This is a genomic window from Streptomyces sp. AgN23, assembly GCF_001598115.1.
Classification (GTDB): Bacteria; Actinomycetota; Actinomycetes; order Streptomycetales; family Streptomycetaceae; genus Streptomyces; species Streptomyces antimycoticus.
This window is the reverse complement of record NZ_CP007153.1, coordinates 9,884,693-9,899,528: the sequence shown is the minus strand read 5'-3', so window position 1 is coordinate 9,899,528 and position 14,836 is coordinate 9,884,693. Positions and strand designations below refer to the sequence as shown.

Here is a 14,836-nt window from a genome sequence, read left to right as displayed (position 1 = left end):
GAGGGCGAGTCCCCCCGGAGGTCTCCGGGGGGACTCGGCCTTCATCAGGAGTCGAGATCTCCGAGCATCATGTCGATCAGGTCGTCGTCGTCCATCGCGTCGATGGAGTCCGTCTCCTTCTCACCGGCGTCCTTCTCGGCCTGGTCCTTGCCGCTCGCCAGCTCCGTGAGCGTGTCCAGCAGACCGGCGCGGCGCAGACGCTCCAGCGGAATCGACGCCAGAACGGCACGGATCCTGGCCTCTTCCGGATCGACGTCCGGCTCGGCCGTGCTGTCCGTCGCCACCCGGCCACGCAGGTACTCGGCGAGCGCCGCCGGCGTGGGGTTGTCGAAGATCAGCGTGGAGGGGAGACGGAGCCCGGTGGCCGAGTTCAGCCGGTTGCGGAACTCCACACCCGCCAGTGAGTCGAACCCGAGGTTCTGGAACGAGCGGTCGGGCTCGATGGACTGGGCGCCGCTGTGTCCCAGCACCATCGCCGCACTGCCGCGCACCAGGTCCAGCAGCGCACGGTCGAGTTCGGCTCCGGAGAGACCGGCCAGCTTCACCCGGGCCGATTCCGGAGCGGCCGCCTTGCCGTCGGCCGCCGCCTTGCTCCGCACCCGGACCACACCGCGCAACAGGGTGGGGATGTCGGCCTGGCCGCTGAGCGCCGAGGTCTCCAGCCGCATCGGCACCAGCAGGGCGTCCTCGCCCGTCCGTCCGGCGTCCAGCAGGCGCAGACCGCCCGCCATGGACAGGGCCGCCATGCCCTCGCGCGCCATGCGCACCATGTCTGCCTGGCTGAGCGTGCCGGTCATGCCGCCGCCCTGCTCCCACGGACCCCAGGCCAGCGATACGGCGGGGAGGCCGAGGCTGCGCCGGTGTGCGGCGAGCGCGTCCAGGAACGCGTTGGCCGCGGCGTAGTTGCCCTGTCCCGGGCTGCCGAACACACCCGCGACGGACGAGAACATCACGAACTCCGCCAGGTCCAGATGGCGGGTCAGCTCGTGCAGATTCCACGCCGCGTCGACCTTCGGCTCGAAGACCGCGTCGATCCGCTTGGGCGACAGGGTGTCGATGACACCGTCGTCGAGTACACCCGCCGCGTGTACGACCGCGGTCAGCGGGTGCTCGGCGGGCACCGCGGACAGCACTCGCTCCAGCGACGCGCGGTCGGCCACGTCACAGGCCGCCAGCGTCACCGACGCGCCCGCCTCGGCCAGTTCGGCCTTGAGCTCGGCGGCGCCCGCGGCGTCCGGCCCGCGCCGGGAGACCAGCACCAGGTTGCGCACTCCGTACTCGGCCACCAGATGGCGCGCCACTTCGCTGCCCAGGCCGCCGGTGCCCCCGGTCACCAGCACCGAACCCTCGGGGTTCAGGGTGTGGGACATGGTGAACACGTTCTTGCCGATGTGCCGGGCCTGACTGATGTGCCGGATCGCGTCCGGGGCCCGGCGCACGTCCCACGCCGTCAGCGGGAGGGGGTGCAGCGCGCCGCGGTCGAAGAGGGCGACCAGTTCGACCAGCATCCGCTGGACCCAGTCGTAGTCGGCCACGACCAGGTCGTACGCCTCGTACTTCACCCCGGGGTGCTCGGCGGCGACGACCTCGGGGTCGCGCACGTCGATCTTGCCCATCTCCAGGAAGCGCCCGCCCCTGGGCATCAGCCGCAGGGAGGCGTCGACGAACTCGCGGGCGAGCGAGTCCAGGACCATGTCCATGCCCCGGCCGCCGGACGTCTCCATGAAGCGCCGCTCGAACTCCAGGTCACGCGACGAGGCGATGTGCTTCTCGTCGAATCCCATCGCCCGCAGGGTGTCCCACTTGCCAGGGCTGGCCGTGGCGTACACCTCGGCACCGAGGTGGCGCGCGAGTTGTGTGGCCGCCATGCCCACACCACCGGTGGCGGTGTGCACGAGGATGGACTCGCCCGGCTGCAGCTTGCCGAGTTCCACCAGGCCGATGTAGGCCGTCAGGAAGACCACCGGCACCGAGGCGCCCTGCGCGAACGTCCAGCCGCGTGGCATGGGGACGATCTGCCGCCGGTCGGCGACCGCGATGGGCCCGAACGATGCGTTGATCATGCCCATGACCCGGTCACCGGGTGCCAGGTCGGTGACTCCCGGGCCGACCTCCAGGACCACACCGGCGCCCTCGCCGCCCATGGTGGCGTGGTCGTCGGGGTACATGCCGATGGCGATCAGCGCGTCCCGGAAGTTCAGACCGGCGGCGCGCACCGCGATCCGGACGTAGCCGGGAGCCAGCGGCGCCTCGGCCGACGGGTCGGGCTGCAGCGAGAGGTTGTCCAGCGTGCCTCCGCCGCTGGTGCCCAGCTTCCACGCGGAGGTGCCGGCCGGGGCCTCGAGCACCCGCCCGGCGGCGTTCCTGGCGAGCCGGGGGATCAGCCCCTGGCCCACGCGGAGCGCCACCTCGCGCTCGCCCGCCGCAATCGCGGCCGTCACCACGCCGGCGACCGCGGTGGCCGACTCGGCGTGGCGGTCGACGTCCACCAGCACGAGCCGGCCCGGGTTCTCCGTGGCCGCCGAGCGCACCAGCCCCCACACGGCGGCGTTGGACAGTCCGGCGACGCCCTCGCCCGGGCCGGTCGCGACCGCGTCGCTGGTCACCACCACCAGCCGGGACCCCTCGAACCGGTCCTCCGCCAGCCAGGACTGCACCAGGGCCAGCGCCCGGTGGGTCGACTTCCGCGCGGCGTCGGCGATGTCCTCGGTGTCCGGCGCGGCGCCGCACCAGGCCCAGACCACGTCCGGCAGCGCGGCGCCCTCGTCGATGGCGGCGAGGAGCTCGTCCGTCCCGGCGTACTCGGCGTACTCGACGCCGGAGGCGGCGAGCAGCTCGCCCGCCCGCGCCCGGTCGGCGCCGATGACCGCCGCGGACCCGCCGTCCGCGGTCAGGCTGCCGCCCCGCGCGGCGGGGAACACATCCCAGTTGGCCCGGAACAGCGTTCCGTCGCCGCCGGTGGAGCGCGGGCCCGACGCGAACCGCTCGGGCGCCACCTCACGCACCACCAGCGACTCCACCGAGGCGACGGGCTCACCCGTGGCGTCGGTCACCAGCAACGCGACCGTGTCCTTGCCCTGCGGGCGCAGCCGCACCCGCACCCGTCCGGCGCCCACCGCGTGCAGGGTCACCCCGGTGAAGGAGAACGGCAGCGTCACCCGCCCGCTCTCGCCGCCGAAGTCGCCCATCTCCATGGCGTGCAGGGCGGCGTCGAGCAGGGCGGGGTGCAGGCCGAAGCGTCCGGCGTCCTGGGCCGCCGAGTCCGGCAGTGCCACCTCGGCGAAGACATCGCCGTCCAGCCGCCAGACCGACTCCAGCCCCTGGAAGACCGGTCCGTATCCGTAACCGACCTGGGCCAGGCCCTCGTAGAAGCCCTCCATCGGCACCTGCTCGGCGCCCGGGACGGGCCACTGCAGCAGGCTGTCGGTGACCGCGGCGCCGCTGTCCGCCTCGAGGACGCCCTGGGCGTGGCGCACCCACTCCTCGCCCGGCTCGTCGCTGTCGGAGCGCGAGTACACGCCGAGCGGCCGTACCCCGGACTCGTCCGTGGGGCCGACCACGAGCTGGATGCGGACGCCGCCCTGCTCGGGAAGGAGCAGCGGCGTCTCGAGGGTGAGCTCGCCGAGCCGACCGGCCCCGGTCTCGGTGCCCGCGAGCAGGCCCAGTTCCACGAATCCGGTGCCGGGGAAGAGCACTCCGCCGGCCACGGCATGGTCGGCGAGCCAGGGGTGCGTCTGCAGGGAGAGGCGCCCCGTCAGCACGGTGCGCTCGCCGTCGGCCAGTTCGGTGAGGCCGCCGAGCAGCGGGTGGTCCACCCTGCCGAGCCCGACGCTGCGGGCGTCGCCGGTGACGGCACCGCCCGCCTCGAGCCAGTACCGCTTGTGCTGGAAGGCGTAGGTCGGCAGTCCGACCCGGCGGGCGCCGCGCCCGGCGTACACCGCGTTCCAGTCCACGCCGACGCCGTTGGTGTACAGGGTGGCGACGGCCTCCGCCAGCGTCTGCGCTTCGGCGCGCCCGGACCGGGCCAGGGGCACGAACGCCGCGTCGGCGTCGATGGCGTCCAGGCAGTCCTGGCCCATCGCGGTCAGCACGGCGTCGGGGCCTAGCTCCACGCAGGTCGTCACCCCCTGGGCCGCGAGGGAGCGCATGCCGTCGTCGAAGCGGACGGCTTCGCGGACATGGCGGACCCAGTACTCGGCGGTGGCCAGTTCGGCGCCGGCGACATCGCCGGTGACGTTGGAGATGACCGGGATCGCCGGGGCCGAGTACGACAGGCAGTCGGCGAGCTGGCGGAACTCCTCCAGCATGGCGTCCATCCGGGGGGAGTGGAACGCGTGGCTCACCCGCAGCCGCTTGGTCTTTCGGCCCTGTGCCTCCCAGTGGCCGACGAGTTCGAGCACCGCGTCCTCGTCGCCCGAGAGCACCACCGAGGTGGGACCGTTGAGCGCCGCCAGCGACACCTGGTCCTCGCGGCCCTTCAGGCTCTCCAGGACCTCCTGCTCGGACGCCTGGACGGCCACCATGGCGCCGCCCTCGGGCAGTTCCTGCATCAGCCGCCCACGGGCCGCGACCAGGGCGCACGCGTCCTCCAGGGAGAGCACCCCGGCGACGTGCGCGGCCGCGATCTCGCCCACCGAGTGCCCCATCAGGAAGTCGGGGCGCACGCCCCAGGACTCCAGCAGGCGGAACAGGGCCACCTCGAAGGCGAACAGCCCGGCCTGGGTGAACATCGTCTGGTTCAGCTCGTCACCGGACGCGCTCCCGGCGTCGGCGGCATCGTCCTCGGGGCCGAACACCACGTCGAGCACGGAGGTGCCGAGGCGTACCTCCAGATAGTCGCACGCCTCGTCGAATACGTCGGCGAACAGCGGGTAGGTCTCGTAGAGTTCCCGGCCCATGCCCATCCGCTGGGCGCCTTGGCCGGTGAACAGGAACGCCACCCGCTGCGCCCTGGACCTGCCCAGCACCAGGCCGGGCGCGTCGGTGTCCTCGGCGAGCGCCGCGAGTCCCCGCAGCAGCCCGTCCCGGTCGGACGCCACCACCACGGCCCGCTGCTCCAGTGCGGCACGCGTCACGGCGGACGACCATCCGACGTCGACCGGATTCGCGTCGCGGTCGCGCACCACGTGCTCGCGCAGCCGCGCGGCCTGCGCCCGCAGCGCCTCCTCGCTCCTGGCGGACACCAGCCACGAGATGGGCTGGGACGCCGTCTCCTCGATAGCGGCGTCGTCGGTCGCGGCGACGGGCTCCTGCGGCGGGGCCTGCTCGATGATGGCGTGTGCGTTGGTGCCGCTCATGCCGAACGAGGAGATACCGGCACGGCGCGGCTGCCCGTCCTCCGGCCACGGGCGCTGCTCGGCGAGGAGCGCGACGCCGCCCGAGGACCAGTCCACGTGCGGGGTCGGCACCTCCACGTGCAGCGTCTTGGGCATGATGCCGTGGCGCATGGCCATCACCATCTTGATGACGGCACCCGCACCGGCCGCCGCCTGGGTGTGGCCGATGTTCGACTTGAGGGACCCCAGCCATACCGGCTGCCCCTCCGGGCGGCTCTCGCCGTAGGTGGCCATCAGCGCCTGCGCCTCGATGGGGTCACCGAGCGAGGTGCCGGTGCCATGTGCCTCGATGACGTCGATCTGGTCCGCGGTCAGCTCGGCGTTGGCCAGCGCCTGCCGGATGACACGCTGCTGGGAGCGCCCGTTGGGGGCGGTCAGACCGTTGGAGGCGCCGTCCTGGTTGACGGCGGTGCCACGCACGATGGCCAGCACCTCGTGGCCGTTGCGCCGGGCGTCCGAAAGCCGCTCCACCAGGAGGACGCCGACGCCCTCGGCCCACGACGTGCCGTCGGCCTCGGCGCCGAACGCCTTGCAGCGCCCGTTGGAGGAGAGTCCGCGCTGGCGGCTGAAGAGGATGAAGTCCCCCGGGGTGGGCATGGTGGCGACACCGGTGGCGAGCGCCAGATCGCACTCACCCTGGCGCAGCGAGTGCGCCGCCTGGTGCAGGGAGACCAGCGACGAGGAGCACGCGGTGTCCACGGTCCACGCCGGGCCCTCGAAGCCGAAGGTGTAGGCGATGCGCCCGGAGGCGACGCTGCCCGCGATGCCGGTCAGCGCATAGCCTTCGAGGCCGCTCTTGGTGCTCTGGAGGTGGGGCCCGTAGTCGTGGTGCTCCGCTCCGGTGAAGACGGCGGTCCGGCTGCCCCGCAGCTTGGTGACATCGATACCGGCCCGCTCGAAGACCTCCCAGCTGGTCTCCAGCAGCAGCCGCTGCTGCGGGTCCATGGCCAGCGCCTCGCGGGGCGAGATCCCGAAGAACTCCGCGTCGAACTCGGGGGCGTCGTGGATGAACCCGCCCTCGGTGGCGTAGCTGGTGCCGGGCTGGTCCGGGTCCGGGCTGTAGAGCGCCTCCAGGTCCCAGCCACGGTCGGTGGGGAACGGGGTGATGGCGTCCACGCCCTCGGAGACCACCTTCCACAGGTCCTCGGGGCTGTTGACGCCGCCGGGGAAGCGGCAGCTCATCCCGACGATCGCGATGGGGTCGTCCGAGCCCACGACGGCACGCGCGGGAGCGGTGTCGTCCCCGGCGACGGGGAAGATCTTCCGGTGGAGGTGGTCCACCAGCTCACTGGGCGTCGGATAGTCGTAGGCGAGCGACACATCGAGGGTGAGCCCGGTGGCGGCGACCAGCCCGCGGTGCAGATTGACCGCCGCGAGCGAGTCCAGCCCCAGGTCGAGGAACGAGCTCTCCGCGTCGAGGGTGCGCGGTGACTCGGACCGCAGCGCCGCGGCGACGTGTGCGTGTACCAGGTCGAACAGGACCCTGCGCTGTTCGAGGTCCGGCAGTTCCCTGAAGTCCGGTGCGAGTGAAGGAAGTTCGCCTGGGCTCTCGCCGCAATCCGGCCCAGCCTGGATTCCGGACTCGCCTGAGTCGCTGGACCCGCGCAACATGCTGCTCACCTATCTCCTGCTTGGTGGAAAAACCTTGTGGCAAAGCTGTGTGCCGCGCTGAACGCGGCATCGGCGTGGGCGCCCGCCCGGTACTCAACGGTGCCGGGCGGGCGCGTGGCCGTTAGAGGTCGGCCACCCAGTCCTCGACGGCCTGGGCGGTGGTGTCCGCGTAGTTCTCCATCATGGTGAAGTGATTTCCGGGCACATCGATGACGGTGTCGGCGGGCCAGTCGGCCTGCCATGTCTCCGCCGGCGCGTTCGGGTCGGCCGACACCTCCGACGCACGGAGGTGGAGGCTGGGAACCGAGATCTCCGGCGGCTTCCACCCCTCCATCAGATGTGCGTACCAGCCCATGGCGGACATCCGGACGCCCTCCATGGAGACGACCTCTTCCCGCTCGTACATCTCGTCCAGCCAGGCGTCCGCGACGCCCCCGCCGAGCCTCGTGGTGTACGGAAGGTAGGTGTCCATCAGGACGACTCCCGCGGCCGGTGTGCCCTGGCTCTCGAGAGCGGCGGCCACCGAGTGGGCGAGCATTCCTCCGGCCGAGGAGCCGCACAGGACGATCGGGGCGCCCTCCGCGTACTCGGCGACGACCCGCGCCTGCAAGCGGAACAGCGCGTCCAGGTTGGCCGGAAGGCTCTCGCCCTCGACCGACCCCACGGTGTGAAGGGCCGCCACGTCCCGGTTGCCGCGGAACGGTGCGGCGAACCGCGCGTACTGGTGGACGCCGCCCAGCGCGACATGGGAGGCGAAGCACATCAGCCGGGGCCGCCCAGGGCCCCGGGAGAGCCGCGCGGGCCTGATGTTCCCCTCGAAGTCGGCCGGGTCCTCGAAGGTCGGACGGAGCTTCGCCGCGCTCACCAGCAGCTCCATGCCGATGCTGGACTTGCCCTGCTGGGCTGCCAGCCGGTAGAGGGAGCCGAGGGTGTCGGGCGCGTTCCCCTGCGGTGCCGGGGAAACGGGCTCGGCCGCGGGCGCGGCGGCCACAGCGGCCGGAGCGGTCTGCTCCTGGACCTGGCCGACGGCGGGAGCGGACGCGATCTCGGCCGCGAGCCGGGGGCGCAGATGAGCCACCATCTCGCCCGGGCTCGGGTAGTCGAAGACGACCGTGGTGTTCAGCCTGAGGCCGGTGAGGGCGGCCAGCTGATTACGGAATTCGACCGCCGTAAGGGAGTTGAAGCCCATCTCCATGAACTCATGGCCGGTGTCGATGTCGTTGTGTGATGCGAACCCGAGCACCGCGGCGGCGACGGTACGCACCATTTCGAGAAGAGCCTCGTCCCTCTCGGCCTCCGGCAACCCCGCAAGCCGTTGCCGCAGCTGGGTGGGCTGGTCCACCTCGGACTCCGCCGCCCGGGCCGCACGCCGGACGGGGGCCTGCGGGACAACGGGCCGGAACACGGCGGGCAGCGCGGCGCCCTGGGCGCGCAGCGCGGCCATGTCCAGCCGGGCGGGAATCACCACGGCCGTACCGGAGGTGACTGAGGCGTCGAAGAGCTCCAGGCCCTCGTCGGAGGTGAGCGGCGCCAGCCCGGTGCGCGCCACGTCGTTCCACGCCGCGTCCAACCGCCGGACCTCGTAGAGATCGCTCAGCAACGGGCTGGGCCGGCCCGCGGTGAACGCGGGAACAAACCGTTCCCAGTCCACGTCCACGACCGTCACCACACCGTCGTCGTCCGCTACGACGCGCTCCAGGCCGGCCATCGCCGGCCGTGGCGCCAGCCGGGGCAGCCCACGCCGCTCCAAGTGATCGCCCTGGTCGTCCCCGGCCGCCATGCCGATCTCGGCCCAGGGGCCCCAGACCACGGAGGTGCCGACGAGTCCCCGCCCGCGGCGATCCTCCACCAGCGCGTCCAGATAGGCGTTGGCGGAACTGTAGGCGGACAGGCCGCCACTGCCCCACAGACCGGAGATGGACGAGAAGACCACGAACGCGTCGAGCTCCCGGTCGCCCAGCAGCGCGTCCAGGTTGACGGCACCCGCCACCTTGCCCGACACGAGGCTGGCGGCATCGGCCAAGCCGGTCTCCAGCAGAGGCGTCCCGCCGGTGGCGCCCGCCACGTGGACGACCGCCGTCAGCGGATACTCCTCCGGCACCGCGGCCAGCACCGCGGCCAGCTGCTCACGGTCGGCCACATCACAGGCCGCCACGGTCACCCGGGCGCCCAGCTTCTCCAGCTCCTCGCGCAGTTCTGCCGCGCCCGGCGCCTCAGGGCCCCGGCGGCTGGTCAGCACCAGGTGCTCAGCGCCCTTGCGCACCAGCCACCGGGCCACCTCACCACCCAGTCCGCCCGTACCACCGGTCACCAGCACCGTGCCGCGCGGGCGCCACGCCGTCCCCTGGGCAACGGGCGGAGCCGAGCGCACCAGGCGGCGTACGAAGACACCGGAGCCGCGCACCGCGACCTGGTCCTCGCCGCCCTCGACGGACAGCACACCGGCCAGCCGCGCCGCACCGCGCTCGTCCAGCGACTCGGGCAGATCCACCACACCACCCCACAGCGGCGGCAGCTCCAGCGCGGCCACCCGGCCCAGCGCCGACACCATCGCCTGCAGCGGGCTGGTGAGCCGCTCCGAACCGTCCACCGAGACGGCCCCTCGCGTACCACTCCACAGCCGGGCCGGAATCCTCGCCTCGACCATGGCCCGCACCAGCACCAGGCTCAACGCGTAGCCGTTCGGCATGGCCGGGTGCCCCGGGCAAGGCTCCTCGTCCAGGGCCAGCAGCGAGAGCACACCGCCCAGTTCGGGCGCCCGCCCGGCCACCTCGCGCAGCCGCTCGGCGAGCACGCTCGCATCGAGGTCCCGCTCGTCCACCACGACCGAGACCACATTCGCGCCGTGCCGCTCGAGTCCGGCAACGACCTCCGCGACCAGCTCGTCCCCGGCGCGGGACGCCGGAACCACCACCGGCCAGGTCCCCGACAGCGACCTCCGGGCCGGGTCCGGAACCGGCTTCCACGACACCTGATAGCGCCAGTTGTCGATCATCTCCTGCTCGGACTGTGCCACGTCGGCGTCCTGGGCCCACCGGCCCCACGCCAGCGAGACACCCGGCAGTCCCCGAGCGCGACGCCATGACGCGAGGCTGTCCAGGAACACGTTCGCCGCGGCGTAGTTGCCGCGTCCGGTCGCGCCGAGCAGACCCGCGGTCGAGGAGAACAGCACGAACGCCGACAGGTCCATGCCCGCGGTCAGCTCGTGCAGGTTCCAGGCCGCGTCCACCTTTGTCCGCAGCATCGCGCTCGCCCGCTCGCGTGTCAGCGATGCGAACAGCCCGTCGTCGAGCATCTCGTCCGCATGCACCACGGCGCTCAGCGCGAATTCCTCGGGCAGTGCGGCCAGCACCGCGGCAAGCGCGTCACGGTCCGCGGCATTGCACGTCGTGACCACCACCGCGGCGCCCGCGGCCTCCAATTCGGCCCGCAACGCGGCCGCGCCGTCCGTCTCCGCATCACGACGGGACAGCAGCACCAGCTTCTTGACACCGTGCCGGGCCACCAGATGCCGGGCCACCAAACCGCCCCGAGCGCTCGTGCCCTCCGTCACCAGCACGGCGCCGGAACCGAACACCTCCGACTCGGGAGCGTCACCCGCGGGCAGGGCGCGGGCCAGCCGTGGCACGCGGACCTCGCCCGAACGCAGCACCACCTGCTCCTCACGAGTGGCCACCACCCCGCCGAGAAGTCCCACCGCCCGCTCGACATCATCCGTGTCGACCAGCACCACCCGTCCCGGGTGCTCGGACTGCGCCGACCGCACCAAACCCCATGCGGCCGCACCCGCCAGATCCCCCACACCGTCGCCGGTGTCGACGGCGCCCCGTGTCAGCACCACCAGCGGGACGTCCGCGAACCGGTCGTCCGCCACCCACGACTGAACGGTCTCCAGCACCTCGGCGACCCGTGTGTGGACCTCGTCCACCACATCGGAGCCGCTCGAAGCGACCGGCAGCACCACCATGCCGGGCATGCTCGTGCCCGCCGCCACGGTGTCGCTGAGCGCCGCGGTGTCCGTGTACACGTCGGCGGGGTAGAAACCCGCCACCTCCAGAGCGTCGCCCACGCCGAGGCAGTCGTCGACCAGCACCGCCCACCAGCCGGGTGCCACGCCCTCGGCGGGCTTGGCCCCGTCCGCCGTCCACTCCATGCGGAACAACGCTTCACCGGCCGTCCGGCTCATGCTCTGCAACGCGGCGGCCTGCATGGGCCGGAAGAGGAGGGAATCGACGGTGGCCACCGGGCGGCCCGAGGAGTCGGCCATGGCCAGCGACACGGCCTGCCGTCCGTCCGGGACGACCCGGACCCGCAGCGCTTGGGCACCGACGGCTTCCAGGGAGAAGCCCCGCCACGAGAACGGCATCAGATTGCCCGCGCTCGGTGCGTCGTCGCCGCCGCGCAGCGCGTTGTTCGCGCCGATCGCCTGGAGGGCCCCGTCGAACAGGGCCGGGTGCAGGCCGAAGTACTTCGCCACGCCGAGCTGGTCCTCGGGCAGTTCGACGTCGGCGAACACCGCGTCGCCGCGCTTCCAGGCGCGCCGCAGCCCCCGGAACGCGGGACCGTAGTACAGCCCGTGCTCCTCGGCGTGCTCGTAGCCGCCGGAGACGTCGACAGGCTTGGCGCCGGAGGGCGGCCACTTCGCGAAGTCGAAGGAGGCCGCCGGCGCGGGCGGGGTGAGCGCACCGTGGGCGTGCTGCACCCACGGCTGCTCGAGGTCGGCGCTGTCGTCGGTCGGCTCCAGTCGTGAGTACACGCTGACGTCGCGGCGGCCCGAGGCGTCGGCCTCCCCCACCTCGACCTGGATCTGCACCCCTCCGCGCTCGGGCATCGCCAACGGCGCCACCAGCACCAGCTCATCGACCCGGCCGCATCCGACCTGGTCCCCCGCCTGTGCGGCCATCTCCGCAAAGGCCGTCCCGGGCACCAGCGCAACGCCTTGCACCGCGTGGTCGGCGAGCCAGGCGTGGGTGGCGATCGACAGCCGCCCGCTGAGCAGCACTCCGCCGCCGCCCGCCATCGAGATCGCGGCGCTCAGCATGGGGTGCGCCACCGCGCCGAGGCCCACCGATCCCACGTCGCCGCCGGCCGCCATCGCGTCCAGCCAGTAGCGCTGACGCTGGAAGGCGTAGGTCGGCAGATCGACCCGGCGGGCACCACGTCCCGCGAACACCTTGGGCCAGTCGACACCGACGCCGCTGACGTGAACCTCGGCGGCGGAGGTCAGGAACCGCTCAGTTCCTCCCTCATCACGCCGCAGGGTGCCCACGACCACCGCCCGCGACTCGGCGGCCTCCACCGTCTGCTGCACCGGCAGGGTCAGCACCGGATGCGGGCTCACCTCGATGAATACGCTGTGCCCCTCGTCGAGCAGGGTGCGCGTGGTGGACTCCAGCTCGACGGTCTGCCGCAGGTTCCGGAACCAGTACTCCGCGTCCAGACCCGCCGTGTTCATCACCTCGCCGGAGACCGTCGAATAGAACGGCACCTCGGAGGAACGCGGCGTGATGTCCGCCAGGACCTTCAGCAGCTCGTCGTGGATCGCCTCCACATGGGCCGAGTGCGAGGCGTAGTCCACCGGAACCCGGCGGACCCGCACCTTCTCCCCCTCCAGCCGCGCCACCATCTCGTCCAGCGCACCCGGATCGCCCGAGACCACGACGGATCCCGGACCGTTGACCGCCGCGACCGAGATGGCACCGTCCCAGGGAGCGATGCGCTCCCTGACCTCATCGGCCGGCAGTCCGACCGACACCATGCCACCACGGCCCGCGAGGCCCGCCGCGATGGCCTGCGACCGCAGCGCCACCACCTTCGCGGCATCCTCCAGCGAGAGCGCACCCGCGACACAGGCCGCCGCGATCTCGCCCTGGCTGTGACCCATCACCGCGTCGGGCTCCACGCCCACCGAACGCCACAGCCTCGCCAGCGACACCATCACCGCGAACAACGCAGGCTGAACGACGTCCACCCGGTCATAGCCGGGGGCGCCCTCGGTCCCGCGCAGCACCTCGGTCAGCGACCAGTCCACATGAGCCGACAGCGCCGTCTCACACTCACCGATCGCCTCCGCGAACACCGGCGAGGACTCCAACAGCCCCACCGCCATCCCCACCCACTGGGCACCCTGCCCCGGGAAGACGAAGGCGGTCCTGCGTCCCTTCGCCGCCTGTCCCCTGACCACGCCCGGGGTCACCTCGCCCTGGGCCACGGCGCGCAGGCCGCGCAGCAGGCTCTCGCGGTCCTCGCCGATCACCGCCGCGCGGTGCTCGAACGCCGACCGGGACGCCGCCAGGGAGTAGCCGATGTCCGCCACCGACGCCGTCGCGAGATCGTCGTCCTCGGCGGAGCCCTGAGCTGTCAGACGGTCGTACAACCGCTCGGCCTGCGCCCGCAACGCGGCCTCGCCCTTGCCCGAGAGCAGCCAGGGCACGACGGCGGAGGCGACCGGGTGGGGAGCCTCGGCCCCGGAACCGTCCGACTCCGGCTCCTCGGCCTCGGTGGCCTGCTCGATGATGGTGTGCGCGTTGGTCCCGCTGATCGCGAAGGAGGAGATCGCCGCCCGGCGGGGCCGGCCAGTCTCCGGCCAGGGCCGGGCCTCGGTCAGCAGCTCCACGGCCCCCGCCGACCAGTCCACATGCGGGGTCGGCTCGTCCACGTGCAGCGTCTTGGGCAGGATGCCGTGCCGCATGGCCATCACCATCTTGATGATCCCCGCGACACCCGCCGCCGCCTGCGCGTGGCCGATGTTGGACTTGATGGATCCCAGCCACAGCGGCCGGTCCGCCGGCCGGTCCTGGCCGTAGGACGCGATCAGCGCCTGCGCCTCGATCGGGTCACCGAGTGAGGTGCCGGTGCCGTGCGCCTCCACGATGTCGACATCGTCCGGGGTGAGTCCCGCGTTGTCGAGCGCCTGGCGGATCACCCTGCGCTGCGAGGGGCCGTTGGGGGCCGTCAGACCGTTGCTGGCCCCGTCCTGGTTCACCGCGGAGCCGCGCACCACGGCCAGCACGGGGTGGCCGTGGCGGCGGGCGTCGGACAACCGCTCCACGAGCAGCACGCCGACGCCCTCGGACCAGTTGGTGCCGTCCGCGGCCGCCGCGAAGGGCTTGCAGCGGCCGTCGGACGCGAGTCCCCGCTGACGGCTGAACTCGGTGAACGTTCCGGGGCCGGCCATCACGGTGATGCCGCCGGCCAGGGCGAAGTCGCACTCGCCCTGGCGCAGCGCCTGCGCGGCCAGATGCAGCGTCACCAGGGACGACGAACACGCCGTGTCCACCGTCACCGCGGGGCCTTCGAGACCGAGGACGTAGGAGATCCGGCCGGAGGTGACGGCGGGCGTCTGCCCCGTCATCAGATGGCCTTCGACCTCTTCGGCCTCGATCGGGCCGGCCGCGCCGTATCCCTGGAACGCGGCGCCCATGAACACGCCACCGGTAGTGCCCTTGACGGACTGCGGGTCGATGCCGGCCCGCTCCAGGACCTCCCAGGACGCCTCCAGCAGCAGCCGCTGCTGGGGGTCCATCGCCAGCGCCTCACGCGGGGAGATCCCGAAGAACACCGGGTCGAACATCGCGGCGTCGTGCAGGAACCCGCCCTCGTTCACATAGCTCGTGCCCTGACTGTCGGGGTCCGGGTTGTACACCTCCTCGTGCCAGCCGCGGTCCTTCGGAAACGGCGAGAGCCCGTCGGCGCCGTCGGCGACCATGCGCCACAGGTCCTCAGGAGAGCTGACCCCGCCGGGGAAGCGGCAGCTCATCGCGACGATCGCGATCGGCTCCCGGTTCTTCTCCTCCACCTCCCGAAGGCGCAGACGGGTGCGGTGCAGATCGGTCGTCACCTTGTTGAGGTAGTCGCGGAGCTTGGTCTCGCTCACTGGTTTGCCGTCA

The 14,836-nt window shown here is 72.5% G+C and carries 2 protein-coding genes; both read right to left on the bottom strand.

The features are described 5' to 3' along the window. Window positions 1-44 precede the first annotated feature (44 nt). Complete coding sequence (locus tag AS97_RS42095; protein ID WP_210567400.1) at window positions 45-6,947, bottom strand: type I polyketide synthase; 6,903 nt, start codon at window positions 6,945-6,947, stop codon at window positions 45-47. Between the two features lie 121 nt (window positions 6,948-7,068). After that, the gene (locus tag AS97_RS42090) at window positions 7,069-14,823 is read right to left on the bottom strand and encodes a type I polyketide synthase (protein ID WP_210566752.1); all 7,755 of its coding nucleotides are present in this window, start codon (window positions 14,821-14,823) and stop codon (window positions 7,069-7,071) included. Window positions 14,824-14,836: the final 13 nt, after the last annotated feature.